General features: G+C 61.8%; 20 protein-coding genes. 11 read left to right on the forward strand and 9 right to left on the reverse strand.

Annotation, left to right across the window (positions count from 1 at the left end; translation table 11 throughout):
- The first annotated feature begins 3 nt into the window (after nucleotides 1-3).
- From AB4Z15_RS14760 to AB4Z15_RS14775, 4 genes are read left to right on the forward strand one after another with little or no spacing between them, the layout of a single operon-like run.
- Nucleotides 4-504: a DUF3099 domain-containing protein gene (locus tag AB4Z15_RS14760; protein ID WP_442017853.1), complete on the forward strand. Its 501-nt coding sequence runs from the start codon at nucleotides 4-6 to the stop codon at nucleotides 502-504.
- On the forward strand, nucleotides 501-776 hold the full coding sequence (locus AB4Z15_RS14765; protein WP_442017854.1) for a hypothetical protein: 276 nt from the start codon (nucleotides 501-503) through the stop codon (nucleotides 774-776). The genes AB4Z15_RS14760 and AB4Z15_RS14765 overlap by 4 nt, the downstream gene beginning before the upstream one ends.
- Entirely contained in the window at nucleotides 777-1,649 is an 873-nt protein-coding gene (locus AB4Z15_RS14770; protein WP_442017855.1) for an SURF1 family cytochrome oxidase biogenesis protein, read from the forward strand.
- Complete coding sequence (locus AB4Z15_RS14775; RefSeq protein ID WP_442017856.1) at nucleotides 1,633-2,118, forward strand: YbaK/EbsC family protein; 486 nt, start codon at nucleotides 1,633-1,635, stop codon at nucleotides 2,116-2,118. The genes AB4Z15_RS14770 and AB4Z15_RS14775 overlap by 17 nt, the downstream gene beginning before the upstream one ends.
- A 132-nt stretch (nucleotides 2,119-2,250) precedes the next feature.
- On the opposite strand, the gene AB4Z15_RS14780 is transcribed toward AB4Z15_RS14775, so the two are convergent.
- Entirely contained in the window at nucleotides 2,251-3,849 is a 1,599-nt protein-coding gene (locus AB4Z15_RS14780; protein WP_223946045.1) for an ABC-F family ATP-binding cassette domain-containing protein, read from the reverse strand.
- 279 nt (nucleotides 3,850-4,128) lie between these two features.
- Between AB4Z15_RS14780 and AB4Z15_RS14785 the strand changes: the two genes are divergently transcribed.
- Genes AB4Z15_RS14785 through AB4Z15_RS14795 form a run of 3 tightly spaced genes read left to right on the forward strand, consistent with a single transcriptional unit; the run spans nucleotide 4,129 to nucleotide 6,192 of the window.
- Entirely contained in the window at nucleotides 4,129-4,743 is a 615-nt protein-coding gene (locus AB4Z15_RS14785) for a biotin transporter BioY (protein ID WP_442005374.1), read from the forward strand.
- Nucleotides 4,744-4,777: 34 nt separating this feature from the next.
- Entirely contained in the window at nucleotides 4,778-5,566 is a 789-nt protein-coding gene (locus AB4Z15_RS14790) for an energy-coupling factor ABC transporter ATP-binding protein (RefSeq protein ID WP_442017857.1), read from the forward strand.
- Nucleotides 5,563-6,192 (forward strand): energy-coupling factor transporter transmembrane component T family protein, encoded by a 630-nt coding sequence (locus AB4Z15_RS14795; protein WP_442017858.1) that lies wholly within the window; start codon nucleotides 5,563-5,565, stop codon nucleotides 6,190-6,192. The genes AB4Z15_RS14790 and AB4Z15_RS14795 overlap by 4 nt, the downstream gene beginning before the upstream one ends.
- Nucleotides 6,193-6,240: 48 nt before the next feature.
- Here the strand turns inward: AB4Z15_RS14795 and AB4Z15_RS14800 are convergent, their stop codons facing one another.
- Complete coding sequence (locus AB4Z15_RS14800; protein WP_442017871.1) at nucleotides 6,241-7,431, reverse strand: thiolase family protein; 1,191 nt, start codon at nucleotides 7,429-7,431, stop codon at nucleotides 6,241-6,243.
- 28 nt (nucleotides 7,432-7,459) lie between these two features.
- Nucleotides 7,460-8,851, reverse strand: coding sequence for a class I adenylate-forming enzyme family protein (locus AB4Z15_RS14805; RefSeq protein ID WP_442017859.1), 1,392 nt, complete (start codon nucleotides 8,849-8,851; stop codon nucleotides 7,460-7,462).
- Nucleotides 8,852-8,912: 61 nt separating this feature from the next.
- Between AB4Z15_RS14805 and ypfJ the strand changes: the two genes are divergently transcribed.
- A complete protein-coding gene (gene ypfJ, locus AB4Z15_RS14810; protein WP_442005379.1) occupies nucleotides 8,913-9,812 on the forward strand; it encodes a KPN_02809 family neutral zinc metallopeptidase in 900 nt (299 codons plus the stop codon).
- A 107-nt stretch (nucleotides 9,813-9,919) separates the two neighbouring features.
- Here the strand turns inward: ypfJ and AB4Z15_RS14815 are convergent, their stop codons facing one another.
- The 6 genes from AB4Z15_RS14815 to AB4Z15_RS14840 are packed head-to-tail and all read right to left on the reverse strand — an operon-like array spanning nucleotide 9,920 to nucleotide 15,074.
- Entirely contained in the window at nucleotides 9,920-10,252 is a 333-nt protein-coding gene (locus AB4Z15_RS14815; protein WP_216925770.1) for a metal-sulfur cluster assembly factor, read from the reverse strand.
- A 13-nt stretch (nucleotides 10,253-10,265) separates the two neighbouring features.
- Complete coding sequence (sufC, locus tag AB4Z15_RS14820; RefSeq protein ID WP_224090246.1) at nucleotides 10,266-11,051, reverse strand: Fe-S cluster assembly ATPase SufC; 786 nt, start codon at nucleotides 11,049-11,051, stop codon at nucleotides 10,266-10,268.
- Between the two features lie 44 nt (nucleotides 11,052-11,095).
- Nucleotides 11,096-11,452: a non-heme iron oxygenase ferredoxin subunit gene (locus AB4Z15_RS14825; RefSeq protein WP_377653811.1), complete on the reverse strand. Its 357-nt coding sequence runs from the start codon at nucleotides 11,450-11,452 to the stop codon at nucleotides 11,096-11,098.
- A 21-nt stretch (nucleotides 11,453-11,473) separates the two neighbouring features.
- Complete coding sequence (sufD, locus tag AB4Z15_RS14830; protein WP_442017860.1) at nucleotides 11,474-12,787, reverse strand: Fe-S cluster assembly protein SufD; 1,314 nt, start codon at nucleotides 12,785-12,787, stop codon at nucleotides 11,474-11,476.
- 2 nt (nucleotides 12,788-12,789) lie between these two features.
- Nucleotides 12,790-14,253: a Fe-S cluster assembly protein SufB gene (gene sufB, locus AB4Z15_RS14835; RefSeq protein ID WP_442017861.1), complete on the reverse strand. Its 1,464-nt coding sequence runs from the start codon at nucleotides 14,251-14,253 to the stop codon at nucleotides 12,790-12,792.
- Nucleotides 14,253-15,074 carry a helix-turn-helix transcriptional regulator gene (locus AB4Z15_RS14840; RefSeq protein ID WP_442017862.1) on the reverse strand — a complete coding sequence of 274 codons (822 nt, stop codon included), beginning with the start codon at nucleotides 15,072-15,074 and terminating at the stop codon, nucleotides 14,253-14,255. Before AB4Z15_RS14840 ends, sufB begins: the two co-directional genes overlap by 1 nt.
- Before the next feature lie 109 nt (nucleotides 15,075-15,183).
- Here AB4Z15_RS14840 and AB4Z15_RS14845 point away from each other — a divergent pair, with 109 nt between their 5' ends.
- The 3 genes from AB4Z15_RS14845 to AB4Z15_RS14855 are packed head-to-tail and all read left to right on the forward strand — an operon-like array spanning nucleotide 15,184 to nucleotide 17,885.
- A complete protein-coding gene (locus tag AB4Z15_RS14845; protein ID WP_442017863.1) occupies nucleotides 15,184-16,149 on the forward strand; it encodes an ABC transporter ATP-binding protein in 966 nt (321 codons plus the stop codon).
- Nucleotides 16,146-16,910 carry an ABC transporter permease gene (locus tag AB4Z15_RS14850; RefSeq protein ID WP_442017864.1) on the forward strand — a complete coding sequence of 255 codons (765 nt, stop codon included), beginning with the start codon at nucleotides 16,146-16,148 and terminating at the stop codon, nucleotides 16,908-16,910. Before AB4Z15_RS14845 ends, AB4Z15_RS14850 begins: the two co-directional genes overlap by 4 nt.
- A 30-nt stretch (nucleotides 16,911-16,940) precedes the next feature.
- The gene (locus AB4Z15_RS14855; RefSeq protein ID WP_442017865.1) at nucleotides 16,941-17,885 is read left to right on the forward strand and encodes a COX15/CtaA family protein; all 945 of its coding nucleotides are present in this window, start codon (nucleotides 16,941-16,943) and stop codon (nucleotides 17,883-17,885) included.
- The last annotated feature ends 411 nt before the right edge of the window (nucleotides 17,886-18,296 follow it).

An 18,296-nucleotide genomic window follows, 5' to 3' on the forward strand; every position in this document is an offset into this window, starting at 1 on the left:
CCTTTGGAGCGTGATGATTCAGTTGTGACACGAGAAAACAGTCCCCTGCAGCAGGTGCCCGGGGATCCGGACGCCGTCTCTGGCGACCCCGAAGTCCACAGCATCACCGATGCCGCGGCTGCCCACTCGGAAGACATGCGGGAGCGCATGATCAAGTATGCAGTGGCGATGGGTATTCGCATGGTCTGCATCATCCTGATCTTCGTGGTGGACGGCTGGTTGAAAATAATCGCCGTGGCCGGCGCCGTGTTCCTTCCCTGGATAGCCGTGGTCATTGCCAATGGCAGCGACAAAGCCGAGGATCACAGCGATTCCTTGCTGGACTACGTGGGAACAGCGGAAATCGAGGGCTCTTCGCTGCCCATCGAAGAGGAATCGACGGACAACGTCACCGTGCTAAAAGGCGAGTTGGTGGACGATGATCCACCAAGTCAGGAAACAGGGCCTGACGCGACTCATACACCGAAGGCCGGGGACGCCGGCAACGAACGGGCGGCTTCATGAACATCTTTAACCTTGGCGGCGCCGGTTTGGGCAGCCAGGAGTCCGATCGCGCCAGTGGCTCCGCCCTGTGCTCCCGTAAGGGATGCCGGGAGGGGGCGGCGTGGCAACTCCTGTGGAATAACCCCCGGATCCATACCCCCGAACGGCGGAAGGTTTGGCTTTCGTGCAACGAGCATCGCGAGTGGCTTGAGGACTACCTCCAAACGCGGGGCCTCTGGAAAGAGACCGTCCCTTTCGAGGCAGATGACGCTGCTGTTGGCGAGGCCCGCTGAATGTATCGTTTCCTTTTCTCCAGCAAGTGGCTGGGCTATTTCGTTCTGGCCGTTATCTTCGCCACAGCATGCGTGTTCCTCGGCCGCTGGCAAATGGATCGGCGGGCAGAGACGCTGGCTGAGATCAACCGCGTGGTGAACAACTACTCCGCGACGCCTGTCCCCTTCGCTGGGATCAAGGACCAGTTCCGCACCCTGGACCCCGAGCGGGAGTGGACCCAGGTGGAACTGCGGGGTAGTTATGACCTGAATGGCCAGCGCGTTGTACGGAACCGTCCGTTGAACGGGCAGCCAGGTTACGACGTCGTGGTTCCTTTCCGCCTCACCACCGGCGACGCGGTAGTTATCGACCGCGGCTGGTTGCCGATTGGCAACAACACGCCGGGCCGTCCCGACGTCGTTCCGGCACCTCCCGCGGGCGAAGTGACCGTGGTTGCCCGCCTCAAGCCAACGGAACCGAAGCTGGACCGCGGTGCGGTGGATGGACAACTGCCATCCATTGACCTGGCCAGCTTTGCAAGCGAACTCCCCTACCCCATCGCGACGGGCGCCTATGGGCAGCTGGCCAGCGAAGATCCCGCAGTCCAACCCATGCCCACGCCGTTCCCCAAACCAGCCACGGAAGAGGGCACGCACCTCTCGTACTCCCTGCAGTGGTTTGCCTTCGGCGTCCTGATGTTCATTGGTTTCGGCTACGCAGCCAGGCAGCAGGCGCGTAACGCTGCCATCGACGCTGAAGAGGACGAAGACGACGCCGAGGAAGTTATTGCTGCCAACGGGCCGCCCAAGCGCCGCGTGTCGGCAAACCGAAAGAACAAGCGCCCCACGTCAGAAGAAGAGGAAGACGCAATCCTGGATGCCCAAGGTTACTGAAGCGGTTCCGGACCCAGTTCTCAACGTCAAGTCGGCCCTTACGGCGGCAGGCGCTGAGGACACCGTCCGGATCTTCGAGGACAAGGTGCCCACCGCTGCTGCCGCGGCCTCCGTCCTTGGATGTGACGTTGCGGCCATTACGAACAGCCTGATCTTCAAACTCGACGGCAAACCTTTGCTGATACTCGCCAGCGGAGCCGCAAAGGTAGATACGACACTGGTAGCCAAACTCCTGGGAACCGAAAAGATCCGCCGCGCGAAGCCAGATTTCGTGCTGAAACACACCGGCCAGGAGGTGGGCGGAGTCGCGCCTATCGGTCACCCACAACGCATAAGAACCATCCTGGACACCTCGCTGCAAGAACACCCACTACTGTGGGCCGGCGCCGGAGACCACAATTCAATGTTCTCCATCACCTACGACCAGCTGCAAAGGATAACGAACGCCGAGCCGTTGCAGGTCCGCTAGCCCCCGCGAAGGCGACTGGCTCACGAGCGGAGCAGCGCGGTGGATTTGTGTAGCGTGCGTCCAAGCGAGGAACGAGCGAGCACGCGGCACATCGAGCGCGCCGCGAAGCGGACGCAAGCGGCACCGCGAACCCTAAGCCAGCGTAATCAGATCCAGGTAGTCCTCGTTCCAGTGATCTTCAACACCGTCCGGCAGCAGCACCACGCGTTCCGGATTCAGGGCTGAGACGGCGCCTTCATCGTGACTGACCATGACGACGGCGCCGCTGTAGTTCTTCAGCGCACCGAGGATTTCCGCGCGGCTGGCTGGGTCCAGGTTGTTGGTGGGCTCGTCGAGGAGCAGCACGTTGGCGCTGGAGGCAACGATGGTCGCGAGGGCCAGCCGGGTCTTCTCACCGCCGGACAGAACTCCCGCCGGCTTTTCGACGTCGTCACCTGAGAACAGGAACGAACCCAGAATGCCGCGGACCTCGGCGTCCTTCATGTCAGGTGCGGAGGAACGCATGTTTTCAAGGACCGTGCGATCGTGATCCAGGGTTTCGTGTTCCTGGGCGTAGTAGCCCACTTTCAATCCGTGTCCCGGGATGATGTCGCCGGTGTCCGGCTTGTCCACGCCTGCAAGCATTCTCAGGAGGGTAGTCTTGCCGGCGCCGTTGAGGCCAAGGATGACCACCTTGGAGCCGCGATCGATCGCCAGGTCCACGTCAGTGAAAATCTCCAGTGAGCCGTAGGACTTGCTGAGCCCTTCGGCGGTCAGTGGGGTCTTGCCGCACGGGGACGGATCCGGGAAGCGCAGGGCGGCGACGCGATCGTTTTCGCGGACCGCTTCCAAGCCGCCGAGGAGACGTTCAGCACGCTTTGCCATGTTCTGCGCTGCGACAGCTTTTGTTGCCTTGGCACGCATCTTGTTGGCTTGGTCGATGAGGACCTGGGCCTTCTTTTCAGCATTGGCGCGTTCGCGCTTGCGGGCTCGTTCATCCGTTTCGCGCTGCTGGAGATAGCGCTTCCAGCCCATGTTGTAGTAATCGATCTGGGCCCTGTTGGCGTCAAGGTGGTACACCTTGTTGACAGTGGCTTCCAGCAATTCGACGTCGTGGCTGATCACGATCAGCCCACCCTGGTGGTCTTTCAGGAAGTCGCGCAGCCAGGTGATGGAGTCGGCGTCGAGGTGGTTGGTGGGTTCGTCGAGGAGCAGGGTTTCTGCCGAGGAATACAGAATGCGGGCGAGCTCAACACGACGGCGCTGGCCACCGGAGAGGGTCTTCAGCGGCTGGTTGAGGATGCGTTCAGGGAGCGCAAGGTTGGAGGAGATCGCGGCTGCCTCAGCTTCAGCGGCGTATCCGCCGCCAGCCAGGAATTCAGCTTCCAAGCGGTCGTAGCGGTTCATGGCCTTGCGCTGGACTGCTTCGTCCTCGCTGGCCATCTCGGCCTGGGCCTTCTTCAGCTTTCCCACCACCACGTCCAAGCCACGGGCAGAAAGGATGCGATCACGGGCGAGCTGTTCCATGTCCGGGGTGCGGGGATCCTGGGGCAGATAGCCGATCTCACCGCTGCGGGTCACTTTGCCGCCAGCCGGAAGGCCTTCGCCCGCGAGGACGCGGGTCAAAGTGGTCTTGCCCGCGCCATTGCGGCCGACAAGGCCGATCTTGTCGCCTTTGTCTACCCTGAAGTTGACCTTGTCCATGAGCAGGCGTGCGCCGGCGCGGAGTTCGAGTTCCTGGACGGTAATCAATTCGGGTGATGCCTTTCAATGGGGAACGCCTGCGTGACCGGTTGGCCCGGTAATTGCGGCGGGGACGGCCGTGAGAACAGCCTGTTCAAGTCTACCGGCAGCCTGCCCTCCCTCGGACATAACGTCGCCCGAAGGGCTGATTGTGCCATCTGGCATAGAATCTGTCCCCATGGTTGTAGGGAGGCTCCAAAAAAGCCCTTTCCCAAGCTCCGTATTCTCACTGTTGGGGGAAACAAAACTTCAACCTCGCACCCACAGCATTTCCTGATAGGACCCGTCATGAGCCAAACCACCTCCGCCTCTGTGGAGCGCAACTCTTCGCGCAAGCGATGGACCGCCACAGACCTCGGCCTCATTGCCGTTTTCGCAGCCCTGGTGGCCGCGTCCGCGATCGTTCCCGGCATTCCGGTTGGCGCCCTTGGCGTGCCGATCACCTTGGTGACCCTCACTGTGATGCTGAGCGGCCTGGTGCTTGGCCCCGGGCGGGGATTCGCCGCCGTCGGGCTTTATGTCCTCCTTGGCCTGGCTGGCCTGCCGATCTTCAGCGGGGGCCGCAGCGGACTGGGCATCCTGGCTACTCCATCCGCGGGCTACATCATTGCTTTCCCCCTTGCGGCGGCTGCCACGGGCTATCTGGCGGCGTTGATTATCCGCAAGACGGTACGGAGCCGTTCCCTGCTGCTGTTTGCTGCCGCCATGGTCAGCAGCATCGTCCTCATCCACGGCCTGGGCGTCCTGGGCATGATGGTCAACGGCAAATTGGACTTCACCAAAGCCTTCATTGCCGATCTGGCCTTCTACCCCGGGGACATCATCAAGAATGTCCTCGCCGTGATCATTGCGGTGGCTATTCACAAGGCCTTCCCGGATGTCCTGGTCCGCAGGGTCAAATAGCCTGCGTCACGCAAAAGTCGGAAACAATATCTCTATGAACTCCATCAACTTCAACAGGGTCTCGGTTCGTGTAGCCATTGACGGCAGCAGAACGTCCAAGACCCTGCTGGAGAATGTTTCCTTAAGCCTCGCCGAGCGGCGTATCGGCGTCATCGGAGCCAACGGCTCCGGAAAGTCCACGTTATTGCGGCTATTGAACGGGCTGGTGGAGCCCAGCGACGGAACTGTTGACGTCTACGGCGATGACACAGTTAAAGCCGTGCGCCGGGTTCGTGCAAACGTCGGATTCGTCTTCACTGATCCCTTGTCGCAATTGGTGATGCCTACCGGCCGTGAAGACGTTGAGCTCTCCCTCCGCCGCTCCATCAAGAACACCCGCGAACGAGCCGCGCACGCGGAAGCAGTGCTTGACAGGTTTGGCCTGCTGCCCCTGGCTGACCAGAGCATCTATGAGCTCTCGGGTGGTGAGCGTCAGTTGCTCGCCTTGGCGGCAGTCCTCGCCGTCAATCCCAAAGTGTTGGTCCTCGACGAGCCATCCACCCTCCTTGACCTGCGGAATCGCGAGCTGCTGCGGCGCACCTTGGCGGGCCTGGAACAGCAAGTCGTCATGTCCACCCACGACCTCGACCTTGCGTTGGAGATGGACCGTGTCCTCGTGGTGGAGTCGGGGCGGATAGTCTTCGACGGCGGTGCGGCCGAAGGCGTTGCGCGGTACCGGGAGCTATGCGCGACTGCGCTCGACGAAGTTCCGGGCTTTGGTGAGGTTCGGAGCCATGGTGAGGTTCCGAGCCATGGCGAACGCCCCGGACGAGGCCGGTTATGAGGGGCCACGGCTTCCTGATCGCAAACTATGTGCCGGGCAACTCGCCCATCCACCGAACCCCGTTGTGGCTGAAGTTCCTGGTGGTTGCAGCGTGCGGGACCGCGTCCTTCCTGATTGTCGACTGGGCAGTTTCGCTGCTGGTCTTCGCCATCATGTGCGGCTTGTTCCTGCTGAGCGGGGCCGGTTTGCGCCGTCTGATGCGTGCCATATGGATGGTGACGCCCATCCTCGTGGTGATCGGATTGTTCCAATGGTGGCAATTAGGTGCCCCCACGGCTGCACGCATCGTCCTGAACGTCCTGGTGTGCGTCGTCGCAGCCTCGGTTCTGACCGCCACCACCCCTGTCCAGGACCTGCTGGACGGTGTTGTCTCCCTCGCGAAACCATTCCGGCGCTTCGGTGCCGATCCTGAGCGCTTCGCGCTCACCATCGCCGTGATGCTCAGGAGCATCCCCTTCATTGCCGGAGCCTTTTCGGACGTCAGGGATGCGGCTCGGGCCCGCGGACTTGAACGCAATCCCAGGGCACTGATACTCCCGGTCTTTATCACCACGGTCGCTTATGCGCGCCAAACCGGCGACGCCTTGGCCGCCCGAGGACTCGGGGAACCTGACGAGCCCAAGTAGCTGGCATTCGTGGTTGTTTTCAGGCGTCATAACAACCACTAATGCTGGTCAGTTGGGCTGGAGCCGGGAGTAGCGCAGCAGGGCTGCGGTGCCCATGCCGCCCGCGATGCTTATCATCGCCAAGCCCAGTGGTGCCAGCCCGGAATTTTGGGAGACGCCACGAGCCTGGGTAAGCAAGCGCGTCACCAGAACAGCCCCCGAAGCGCCGTAACCGTGCCCAAAAGCCAAGGCCCCGCCCTCGGCATTGGCTTTTCCAGGATCGATACCCAAATGATCAAGGCAAGCGATGGTCTGGGACGCAAAGGCTTCATTGAATTCGATGAGGTCTACGTCGGTTGCAGCCACGCCATGTTGAGCCAACAACTGCTCGGCGGCGTGTGCGGCCCCGATGCCCAGCAACTCCGGATCCACACCTGTGGTCTCACAACCCAAAACCAGCAAGCCGTCCACCGCCCCCATCTCGCGGGCGCGCTTCAGCGATGTTATGACGACGGCGGCAGCTGCGTCCGCATCAAAACACGAGTTCGCTGCCGTGACAGTCCCGTCGGGGACGAAAACTGCCGGGAACCGCGACATCAGTGGGGCGCGCAACGAAGGCTTGGGGCCGTCGTCGGCGTCGACGATCGTCCCGGCGTCTTCAAGCGGCACGATTTCGCGTGCGAGCTTGCCCGCTGCCGCAGCCTCAAGAGCCCGCCGATGGCTGCGGAGGGCGTACTCATCCTGCCGCTCACGGCTGATACCAAATGTGCGGGCCACATTTTCCGCAGCCACACCCATGTCAGGATCACCAAACAGGGGTGGCACAAAGGCGGCCCGAGAGAAAAAGTCCAGTCCGCCGTCGTCGGTCCTGTTGGCCCGCGCTGGAGCCGTACTGATGCTTTCCACCCCTCCGGCGATAAACAGCGGATCTCCGCCGGCGCCAACCAGACGCGCCGCAAGCGCAATGGCATCCAAGCCGGAACCACACTGCCGGTCCACGGTGAGCCCCGGGACCGTGACAGGCAAACCGGCCTGGAGCGCGGCGAAGCGCGCCACGTTTCCGCCACCACCAACAGCATTGCCCATGATGACATCGTTCACCGCGGCTGGATCAATGCCAGCCGATTCGATGAGGGAACGTATGACCGGTGCCAGAAGATCCGGGGCGCGGAGCTGCCTCAGCTGCCCGTTTGCCCGGCATATCGGAGTCCGCAGCGCCGCGATGATGACCGGCTGGCGGGACTCGTCGACCTGCTGCATGGAAGGGTCGCTTCCCAAGGGGCCGCCGCTACCCAAGGGGACGCGCCCGGACGTCATGGTTTTTGATCCAGTCGAGCAGCACCATCCGGCTGACCTTACCGCGATCCGTAATGGGCAATTCGGACAGGACGTAGTACTGCAGTGGCCACTTGTCACGGGCGAGCAGGCCATCAAGGCCGGTGCGCAACTGCGTCGCCGTGACGGCACCGTAGGCAGGAACGACGCCGGCAATCACCTTTTGACCGCGGATGTCATCCGGAGCTCCGGCTGCTACCGCAACTTCAATGCCTGGAACGGAGGCGAGGGCGAGTTCCACCTCGTGCGGGTACACGTTCTTTCCCGCAGTGATGATCATGTCCGAACGACGTCCCAGAATGTGCAAGGTGCCGTCGGCGAGATAGCCTTGGTCCCCAACGGTGTACCAGCCATCCAGGCAGCGGAGGGCTTGGCCGTCGTCGCCCCAGAGGTAGCCGTTGCTGACCATTCCACTGCGGACGCTGATGTTGCCGTGCTCCCCGTCCGGGAGGTTCTGGCCGGTGTCGTCCAGGATTCGCAATTCCACACCAGGAAAAGGCCGGCCAATCCCTGTACCACCGAGGTCGAGGGGCTCGCCGGCAGCCAGCCGTGTGCCGGAGACGAAGCTCAACTCGGAGGCTCCGTAGTACTCAAAGATGGCAGCATGTGGAGCCCAGCGGCGCGCCGCTTCCAACGTACGGCCATCGAGCTTGGAACCGGCGCAGATGATGCTCCGGATGCCGGAAGCATCCACATCCCCAGCTAAGCCGCGTTCGCTGAGCAAACGAAGCATGGTCGGGGTGAGCACCAGTCTTGTGATGTTGTCATGGCTGATCGAAGCGTGGGCGTCACCGACATCGAAAGACTCCAGCGTGTGGAATGCAGAGCCCGCGTACAGGCACTCAGACAGGGCGTAGAGGTTCAAGCTGGAGGAGAGCGGACCTGCCGCCAGGGTCCGATCGTCCTGGGAGAGTCCGAAGAACTCGATCGAAGCGTCGAACGAAACCTGCCACGAACGGCGGGACCGCGTGAACGCCTTCGGCACCGAAGTGGTGCCGGACGTAAGCCCAATCAGGAAGGTAGTGGACGGATCTCCGTCTACAAGTTCCACATCGGTTGCTATGGCAGGATCGACGATGCGCGACGTCACTTCCTCCACCATTGCTGCAGGCCACAGTGGGTCCAGCACAGCACAGCGGCGCTCCCCCGCCACCGCCGCCGTAAACTTCGCGACGAAGTCAGTGGAGTTGGGTTCGGCAAGCACAGTAGTGGCCGCCGCGTGGCCAAGCAGGCTTGCCGCGGCGTCGCGGAGCTCGGCCCAGTTGAGCCGGCTGCGGCCCACAACGACGGCGGTGTCGTGGGGACGCTCATCGGCCCAGAGCTGAATTTTATCCAGGAAAGGCATCCCCGCAATTTTACGGCAGTGTCCGCGCTCCGGCACCAATGGTGACGTCTATTCTGACTGTATGAGTTTCAATGACGGTGCGCAGCTAGACCCATCCCAAGTAGAAGACCGACGCGGCGGAGGCATGGGCCGCGGGACGAAAATAGGTGGCGGGATTGGTGGTGGCATCGTCGTGCTGCTTCTGGCCCTCTTCGGAATCAACCCCAACATCCTTGGCGACCTTACTGGCGGCGGAACCCAGCCACCCGCCGTCGAAGGTGGAAGCGGCGGTGTGCAGGAGTGCAAGACGGGCGCTGATGCGGACAAACGACTCGACTGCCGGATCACAGGCACTGTCAACAGCCTTAATGCTTTTTGGCCCGAATACCTCGCCCAGTACAACGTTCAGTATTCCCGGCCCGGAACAGTCATCTTCGAGCAAGGGACGAATACCGGATGTGGTGCTGCTACCACGGCTGTCGGTCCGTTCTACTGCCCGGCGGATACCAAGGCATACTTCGACCCCGGGTTTTTCGATGAGCTCGTGACCCGTTTTGGCTCATCAGGCGGGCCACTGGCGCAGGAGTATGTGGTGGCCCATGAATTCGGCCATCACATCCAAAACATCCTGGGCAACCTTGACCGGGCACAACAGGATCCCCAAGGGCCGGAGTCCGGTGCAGTCCGGGTTGAATTGCAGGCGGACTGTTACGCAGGACTCTGGGTTCGCCATGCGACCACGCAGAAAGACCCGGCAACGGGCAAGCCGTTCCTTGACCCCCTCACCGAGCAGGACCTGCAGGACGCGCTGTCCGCTGCGTCCGCCGTCGGCGATGACCGAATCCAGAAGGCAGCAACAGGTCGCGTCTCGCCGGAGTCCTGGACCCATGGCTCAAGCGCGCAGCGGCAGAAGTGGTTCTACCAGGGATACGCCACGGGCGACATCAACAAATGCGACACGTTTGGTGTTGCGGCGCCATAGCTGCGGTGGCGACGGTTTATTTCCTGAGCCAACGGCTAAATGCAGAAATGGTTCCGGACCACAGGTCCGGAACCATTTCTTTGCCCTTGGAGGGCGAAAACTGCCAATCAGATGTTAAAGCCGAGGGCCCGCATCTGGTCCTTGCCGTCGTCGGTGATCCGCTCGGGACCCCATGGCGGCATCCATACCCAGTTCAGGCGCCACTCGTCCACGACTCCGTCGAGGGACTTGCCTACCTGCTCTTCCAGCACGTCCGTGAGCGGGCAAGCCGCCGTCGTCAGTGTCATGTCGATCAGGAGTGCGCCGTCCTCATCTGAGTACTTCAGGCCATAGAGGAGGCCCAAGTCCACGACGTTGACACCGAGCTCCGGGTCAATGACGTCCTTGAGCGCTTCCTCAACGTCCTCGAGGCTGGTGCGCGCCGCGTTGATTTCGGTCATGGAATGATCCTAACTAGGCCTGTACGGCAGGAGCAACGGCAACGCCTGCGCCTGCGGCGTAGCGGTCGTAGCCCTCTTCTTCAAGACGGTCGGCCAGTTCGGGGCCGCCCTCTTCAACGACCTTGCCATCGACGAAAACGTGGACGAAGTCGGGCTTGATGTAGCGCAGGATGCGGGTGTAGTGGGTGATGAGCAGCGTGCCCATGTTTCCCTCTGCGTGTGCGCGGTTGACGCCTTCGGAAACTACCTTGAGGGCGTCGACGTCGAGGCCGGAGTCGGTCTCGTCCAGAACAGCGAACTTCGGCTTGAAGAGCTCGAGCTGAAGGATCTCGACGCGCTTCTTCTCGCCACCGGAGAAGCCTTCGTTGACGTTGCGCTGAGCGAAGTCGGCGTCGATGCGCAGCTGCTGCATGGCAGCCTTGACGTCCTTGGTCCACGTGCGAAGGGCGGGTGCTTCGCCGTCGATCGCCGTCTTGGCGGTACGCAGGAAGTTCGTCATGGTGACGCCGGGAACCTCTACCGGGTACTGCATGGCGAGGAAGACGCCTGCACGGGCGCGCTCGTCAACGCTCATTTCCAGGACGTTTTCGCCATCGAGAGTGATGGTACCGCTGGTCACCGTGTAGCGCGGGTGGCCGGCGATGGTGGACGCGAGGGTGGACTTGCCCGAGCCGTTGGGGCCCATGATGGCGTGCGTTTCACCGGTCTTGATGGTGAGGCTGACGCCCTTCAGGATCTCCTTGGTGCCCTGCTCCGTCTCGATGCTGACGTGCAGGTCCTTGATCTCAAGAGTAGACATGCTCTTCTTTCTTTTCCGTTCGTAAGTCTGGTGATACCGGGCGCTTAGTAGTTATCTACCGAAGCACCGTTCACAACGTTGGTCACGTCCACGTAGACGTCGTCACCATCGATGGTGACTGCGAAAACGGGAACGGGGTCGTAGGCAGGCAGCTGAAGAGGCTGTCCGCTGCGGAGGTCGAACTGGGAACCGTGGCCCCAGCACTCAATCGCACAGCCTTCAATCTCGCCTTCAGACAGCGAGATGTCCGCGTGCGAGCAGGTATCGCCGATGGCATGGATCTCGCCCATCGAGTCCCTCACGATGGCTACCGGATAGTCATCGATCAGGACGCGCAGCGCCTGCTTGACCTGGATGTCATTGGCGTTGCATACCAGTTCGCCCTTGGTTTGTTCACTCATGCTTGTCCTGCCTGGTCTTTGCTAGTTGTCGGTCGCGGCGAGTTCGCGCTCAACAGCTGCGGTCAGGCGTTCTTCGATTGCCGGGACGTTGATCTGCTGGATGATCTCGTTGAGGAAGCCTCGGACCACCAGGCGGCGGGCTACCTTTTCGGGAATGCCGCGTGCCATGAGGTAGAAGAGGTGCTCGTCGTCGAAACGGCCGGTGGCGCTGGCATGGCCGGCACCCTCGATGAGTCCAGTTTCGATTTCCAGGTTCGGCACAGAGTCCGCACGCGCGCCGTCCGTCAGGACCAGGTTGCGGTTGGCCTCATAGGTGTCAGTGCCTTCTGCTTCCTTACGGATCAGGACGTCGCCCACCCACACAGTGTGGGCATTGCGGCCCTGCAGCGCGCCCTTGTAGAGCACGCGCGACTTGCAGTTGGCCACCGCGTGGTCAACAAACAGGCGCTGCTCAAGGTGCTGACCGGCATCGGCGAAGTACAAGCCGAACATTTCGACGTCGGCACCAGGGGCCGTGAAGCGGGTGGACGGCGTAACGCGCACGACGTCGCCGCCGAGGCTGACCACAATGTGCTTGAACTTCGCGTCGCGGCCGATCCTGGCCTGCTGGGCCGACGCGTGAACAGCGTTGTCGGCCCATTCCTGCAAGGACACGACCGTGAGCTCAGCGCCATCTTCGACGATGATCTCAACGTTCTCGGAGACAACAGCCGTGCCCTGGTGATCCAGGACCACAACCGCCTTGGAGAAACGCTCTGCCACGATCACGATGTGCTGGGCAGCAGGAGCCTCGCTGGATCCGGTGATCAGGACGGAAACTTCGCTCTCGGCCTGGAGCTCAGCCGGAACCGTGACAACGGTAGCTTCGGCGAAGTTCTCCCAACCGTTGGCGGACACGCGGTCCTCGGGGATGGCTGCCTGGCCGATCCGCTTGTCCTCGCGGCCAACCGTTTCGACGACGACGCCGGACGGTGCAGTCACGCTGACAGCCGGAGCTGCACCGTTAAGGACCTCGGTGTGGAGACCGCGCAGGCGCTTCAGCGGCGTGAAACGCCAGTCTTCTTCAAGGCCGGTCAGGGGCTTGAAGTCCTCCAGCTTGTAGGACGTGAGGCGGCCGGCGCGGGAGCTATCCGGGATGCCGACGCCGCCGCCATGCGAGTGGCTCTTGACCGATGCGCCACCGAGCGGACCAGCAGCAGGCTGCTCCGACGTCGTGCTGGTGTTCGTTCCGGTATTTACGGGCGAAAGGTTTTCGCCTTCCTCGGTGAAGCCGTTGATAAACGGCTGGGCCGAGGGCGCGCCGATGCGTGCCTTTTCAGTAGTGATATCAGTCATTGTTAACCGACGGACCCTTCCATCTGCAGTTCAATCAAGCGGTTCAGCTCAAGGGCATATTCCATGGGCAGTTCACGGGCGATCGGCTCAATGAAGCCGCGCACGATCATGGCCATGGCCTCGTCCTCAGGCATGCCGCGGGACATCAGATAGAAGAGCTGCTCTTCGCTGACGCGGGAAACGGTGGCCTCGTGACCCATGACGACGTCGTCCTCGCGGATGTCGATGTACGGGTACGTGTCCGAGCGGGAAATGGTGTCCACCAGGAGGGCGTCGCAACGGACCGTGTTGGCCGAGTGCTTTGCACCTTCGCGGACCTGGACCAAGCCGCGGTAAGCCGCACGGCCACCGCCGCGGGCCACGGACTTGGAAATGATGGAGCTCTTGGTGTTCGGTGCGATGTGCACCATCTTGGAGCCGGTGTCCTGGTGCTGGCCCTCGCCGGCGAAGGCGATGGACAGAGTTTCACCCTTGGCGTGCTCGCCAACGAGGTAAACGGCCGGGTACTTCATGGTCACCTTGGAGCCGATGTTGCCATCGATCCATTCCATGGTGGCGCCCTCTTCGCAGATGGCACGCTTGGTGACGAGGTTGTACACGTTGGTGGACCAGTTCTGGATGGTTGTGTAGCGGACGCGGGCGCCCTTCTTCACGATGATCTCCACAACGGCCGAGTGCAGCGAATCCGAGGTGTAGATCGGAGCCGTGCAACCTTCGATGTAGTGAACGTAGGAGTCCTCATCGGCGATGATCAGGGTGCGCTCGAACTGGCCCATGTTTTCCGTGTTGATGCGGAAGTAAGCCTGGAGCGGGATGTCCACGTGCACACCCTTGGGCACGTACACGAACGATCCGCCGGACCATACCGCCGTGTTCAGCGAAGCGAACTTGTTGTCGCCCACGGGGATGATGGTGCCGAAGTACTCCTGGAAGATCTCCGGGTGTTCCCGCAGGGCGGTGTCCGTGTCCAGGAAGATGACGCCCTGGGCTTCGAGGTCCTCGCGGATCTGGTGGTAGACAACCTCGGATTCGTACTGGGCTGCAACGCCGGAAACGAGCCGGCTGCGCTCAGCTTCCGGGATACCGAGCTTTTCGTAGGTGTTCCGGATGTCCTCCGGCAGGTCTTCCCACGTTGCCGCTTGCTTCTCGGTGGAACGCACAAAGTACTTGATGTTGTCGAAGTCGATGCCAGAGAGGTCTGCACCCCACGTAGGCATGGGCTTACGGTCGAAGTACTTCAGGCCCTTGAGGCGTAGATCGAGCATCCATTCGGGCTCGTTCTTCTTCGAGGAGATGTCGCGGACAACGTCCTCGTTGAGGCCACGACGGGCATTCGCGCCTACGTCGTTCTTGTCGGCCCAGCCGTACTCGTAGTTTCCGATACCGTGCAGTTCGGGATTCTTCTCCAGAATCTCCGAGATCACAGTGCCGTCAGCTACCGCTTTCTCTGCTAATTGGTCCGTCATCACGGCCTTTCTTGCTGGTTGTTTGATTCCTGGTACGGGTTCCCGGACTGCTCTGCGGTGCTGTGATGCACCGTGGCAGCTGGTCGCCCGGTAGGTATGTGGGTGGTGCAGACGTGCCCGCCTTGCGCCAGGGTTGAAAGACGCCGGACATCGACGCCCACCAAGCGGGAAAAGACTTTGGTCTCGCTGTCGCAAAAAACAGGGAATTCCGCTGCGAGCTGCTGGATGGGGCAATGTCCCTGGCAGAGTTGGACACTGGAAAATTCTGCCGGCAGAGGGGCTTTGGCCTCAATCGAATGGGCAGAGGCTACATAGCCATCCCGGCTGAGGGCCTTGGATAAGGCCAGGGCTCGGGCGCCGATGTCCTGCCCGGCGGCGGCAACTTCCGGTGCATACCGGCGCTCCATTTCAGAGAAGCGCTCTTCAGCATACTCGCGGACTGCATCTTCGCCGGCAATTTCCTGTAGCCGCCTGAGCGCGGAGCTGGCGATGTTCAAGTAGTCATCGCCAAGCTTGGATTGCCCTTGTGAACTCAGGACATATCGGCGCGCAGGACGTCCGGCACCGGCTCCCGCCTTGGCTACGCGCTTGACTTCGATAACGCCATTGCGCTCAAGATGATCCAGATGGCGGCGGACCGCTGCAGGCGTGAAACCAAGGAGGTCGCCCAGCTCAGCGGCACTCACGGGGCCGTTCTCCAACACAGCACCCAGAACGCGGTCCCTTGTGCGGTCCTCCGCGTCCGGCAGCACAGACGAAGGCGCGAAGGCCTCTGCCGCTGCAGCATGCCGCCTGGAGGGCATGGAAATTGGACTGCTCATGGAATACACAACACAATCATGTCGTAATTTGTTTCATGCATCCAGTAAGGCAAGACTGACCTTAGTCACCCGCCAGGTGCGACCGTACTACTTCGCGTAGAATACTTTGGTGCGATCCACCGATTCCCCTGTCCTCACTATAGACGGACTCATTAAGGATGTAGGGCCCTTGGCTGCCCTTGACGGCAAAATGCTCCGTGTTGTGAGTGGCCTGTCCATGGTGGCTGAACGGGGCCGGATTACCGCCCTCCTCGGGGCCAATGGCGCCGGCAAGACCACCACCCTTGAATGTGCGCAGGGTTTACAGAAACGCACTGGTGGAACCATTTCACTTCTGGGCGCAGATCCGGATACTGCCGGCGCTGACTTGAGGTCCCGGGTAGGCGTCATGCTTCAGGATGGCGGGCTCCCGCCGTCGGCCCGTCCAATCCCCCTGTTGCGTCACGTTGCCGGCATGTACCGGAACCCCATGGACGTCGATGCCCTCGTGGATCGCCTGGGCATTGCCCAGTTCAGCCGCACCAGTGTGCGGCGCCTCTCAGGTGGCCAAAAGCAACGGGTGGCCTTGGCTGCGGCCTTGATTGGCAACCCCGAGGTCCTCTTCCTCGATGAACCCAGCGCTGGATTGGATCCGCATTCGCGCCAAGTGGTTTTCGACCTCATTGCAGAATTGCGCGACGCCGGCATGGGCATCATCCTCACGACGCACCTGATGGATGACGCCGAGCGCCTGGCGGACTACGTCTACATCATCGACGGCGGACACAACGTCGCCGAGGGGACGGTCGCTGACCTTCTGCGGCACGATCATTCCGCCGATACCGCGATCACGGACCGGACCCTCTTTTTCGATGCGCCGCCTGGACTCGAGTTCAAAGGCGTCCTTGGTGCAGGCCTGCAAGTCCTTGAAACCCGTGCCGGCAGCTACTCGATCACCGGTGCTCTGGCACCTGGGGACCTTGCCGCCCTGACCGCCTGGTGGGCCGAACGGAACATCATGCCAGCCTCCCTGAGACTCGAGGCGCGGAGCCTTGAGGACGTTTTCCTGGACATTTCCGGAAGGGACCTCCGATGAGCAAGCTCCTCTCCCCCAATGCCGGGCCCGCTACCCTGCCTCGCCGTATTCTCCAGCAGGGCCGCTACGAGACCATCACTATGCTGCGGAACGGCGAACAGCTGATTCTTGCTGTCGTCCTTCCGCTTCTAGCTTTGGCCGGGCTGACTGTTACTCCCCTGCTGGATGGGCTCGGAGGCTCGCGCGTTGACGTAGCGACGCCGGGAATCCTCGCTCTCTGTGCCATGTCCACCGCCTTCACTGGGCAGGGCATTGCCACAGGATTTGACCGGCGTTACGGCGTTCTGCGCTTCCTCTCCACCACTCCCCTGGGTCGTGGTGGCCTGATCGCCGGCAAAATACTGGCTGTGCTCGTCGTTCTCTTCCTCCAAGTGCTGGTCGTGGGGGCAGTCGCCGGGCTCCTGGGCTGGCAGCCGCGGGCGGAGGCATGGCTTCCAGGCCTTGGGATCCTTGTCCTTGGTGCGGCCGCGTTCACTGCGCTGGGACTCCTGGTCGCTGGAACTGTACGGCCTGAAGCCACCTTGGCCATCACCAATCTCCTGTGGATCCTCCTCGGAGCGCTGGGCGGGATCGTTGTCCCGGCGGAAAGGCTCCCCGCCATAGCCCAAGGCATCGTGCACTTCCTGCCCTCCGGCGCACTGGGCCAAGCATTGCGGGATGCCTTCATTTTGGGCATCGTGCCCTTCCCGGCCGTCCTGGTCCTCCTGATGTGGACATTGCTGGCCGGCGCCGCGGCCATTCGCTGGTTCAAGTGGAACTGACAACAAGCAGAACTGAGAGTTGAGCAAACTGTGAGCACGGCATCGCGCCTCCCTAAATCCGTCCAGCGATTCACCACCAAGCTGCCGACGGAGGTAAACCGCACTATCCGCCGACTCTCGGTCCTTTCCCTGATCGGACAGATCGTGCTCGTAGTGACCGGTGGAGCAGTTCGCCTCACGGCTTCGGGCCTTGGCTGCCCAACCTGGCCGCGATGCACCGACGAATCCCTCGTCAACACGCCTGAAATGGGCATTCACGGTCTTATCGAGTTCGGCAACCGGATGCTCACGTTCGCGTTGGCGGCGGTTGCGGCGCTCATGTTGGTCTACTTGTGGAATCTCCGCAAAGAACGCCGCGACCTCTTCATGCTTGCTCTTGGCCTCCTGGCGAGCATCCCGGCTCAGGCCATCATCGGCGGAATCACAGTCCTGTCCAACCTCAACCCCTGGGTTGTGGGCCTGCACTTCCTGGTATCCATGGCCTTGGTTGTCTTCGCATCGCTGCTTGTTAACCGCGCTTTTGGCCGCACGGGACGATTCATGAAGCACGCGCTGCCTGCACTGCCTTCGGTTGCCCGGCCTGTGATGTTGGCCGTCACCGTCTTCTCGGCCATAGCTGTCATGCTCGGCGTAGTAGTCACAGGCGCCGGTCCGCACGCAGGCGATGCCGATGCGCCCCGCAATGATCTGGACTGGGACCTCTTCTCGCACATTCACGCTGTGCCCGCTTACCTGATCACAGCCGGGACACTGTTGGCTGTATACCTTGTGGTCCGGCATAAGATTGGCGGCCCGTTCCGAACCGCTGCCTTCCTGCTGCTCGCCGTGACGTTGCTGCAAGCTGTCATCGGGTTCACCCAGTACTACAACGGAATTCCTGCGCTTCTCGTGGGCGCACACATGCTTGGCGCAGCCCTGCTGATGAGCGCATCCACCAACGCGGCTGATATCGCAAAGTACAGCCCCGCCAAGTAGCGCGCTCTCACATCGGGCCGCGCTGGGTGGGATGTTCTCTCACATCCTGCGGCCTGTGGCCGGATGTTCTTTCATGTCCTGCGGCCTGTGGCCGGATGTTCTTGCACATGCAGGATCCTTGAGCCCGATGTTTTCTCAGATCCAGGGTCGGCAATCAACAGGTAATGAAGGACTCACAACCAACTTGACGATGAGGGCATTCGTCGATTACCCCGTGGAATGTGTGAGACCGTCCGTCGGAAACCGGTCAGGATGTGAGAGAACATCCGGGGAAAACCGGTGGGATGTGAGAGAACATCCGGGGAAAACCGGCGGGATGTGAGAGAGGATCGGTGGAAATGCGGTGGGATGTGAGAGAGCATCCGGGGGAAACGAGAAGGCGCGACGCCGGAACTCAGGTGAGTGCCGGCG

Source organism: Paenarthrobacter sp. 2TAF44 (genome assembly GCF_052114885.1).
Lineage (GTDB): Bacteria > Actinomycetota > Actinomycetes > Actinomycetales > Micrococcaceae > Arthrobacter.